Below are 608 nucleotides of genomic sequence, written 5' to 3'. Positions count from 1 at the left end.
CAGTTCTCGGCGTCGTCGGAGGAGACGGCGGCGCAGTCGGGGGTGGTGGCGGCTGCTGCGGAGCAGGTGTCGCAGAACGTGCGGACGGTGGCTGCGGGGGCGGAGCAGATGGGGGCTTCTATTCGGGAGATCGCGCAGAACTCGAACGAGGCGGCGAAGGTGGCTAATCGTGCGACGGATCGTGCGGCGTCGACGAATGTGACGGTGCAGAAGCTGGGGACGAGCTCGCAGGAGATCGGTGATGTGGTGAAGGTGATCACGTCGATCGCTGAGCAGACGAACTTGTTGGCGTTGAACGCGACGATCGAGGCGGCTCGTGCGGGGGAGGCGGGCAAGGGGTTCGCGGTGGTGGCTTCTGAGGTCAAGGAGCTGGCGCAGGAGACGGCGAAGGCGACGGAGGACATCGCTCGTCGGGTGGAGGCGATCCAGGACGACACGTCGAGTGCGGTGGGGGCGATCGGTGAGATCGCGGACATCATCGGGCGGATCAACGACTATCAGCTGACGATCGCCTCGGCGGTGGAGGAGCAGACCGCGACGACGACGGAGATGTCTCGTGGGGTGCAGGAGTCCGCGACGGGGGCCTCGGAGATCGCGGGCAACATCAC

The 608-nt window shown here is 66.4% G+C and carries 1 protein-coding gene; it reads left to right on the top strand.

The window, feature by feature from the left end; all coding sequences use genetic code 11:
- Nucleotides 1-608, top strand: a 608-nt coding sequence (locus H9640_RS18880) for a methyl-accepting chemotaxis protein (protein ID WP_225227489.1), incomplete at both ends; no start/stop codon positions are given.

The organism is Oerskovia gallyi (assembly GCF_014836745.1).
Taxonomy (GTDB): Bacteria; Actinomycetota; Actinomycetes; order Actinomycetales; family Cellulomonadaceae; genus Oerskovia; species Oerskovia paurometabola.
This window is presented reverse-complemented; position numbering and strand designations above follow the sequence as displayed.